The following is a 253-nucleotide window of genomic DNA, read 5'->3' on the forward strand; positions in this document are numbered from 1 at the left end:
CGACAAGGCGGCAGGTGACTTTCCGCCGGGTGAGGTCGAGGTCGAAGAGCCCAAGGTCCGTTCGCCTGAAGCTGAGCTCGTCGCCCAGCTCGTTGGCGTGTGCCTTCAGCACTCGATAGAGCTCGAGTGCAGCGCGTTCGGCCTACCGGAACCGGCTATTGGCGGCGCGCTCATCGACGGCGTCTATCTTGCCTCGCGCGTTTGCCGCTACTTGGTTCAGCACCCCTACGTTAGGACGCTTACCATCAACGCT

General features: G+C 62.8%; 1 protein-coding gene. It reads left to right on the plus strand.

Annotation, left to right across the window (positions count from 1 at the left end; genetic code table 11):
* Positions 1-253, plus strand: a 253-nt coding sequence (locus EOA78_RS36380; RefSeq protein ID WP_164784130.1) for a hypothetical protein, incomplete at both ends; no start/stop codon positions are given.

Origin of the sequence: Mesorhizobium sp. M5C.F.Cr.IN.023.01.1.1, from assembly GCF_003997585.1 — a bacterium.
Lineage (GTDB): Bacteria > Pseudomonadota > Alphaproteobacteria > Rhizobiales > Rhizobiaceae > Mesorhizobium > Mesorhizobium wenxiniae.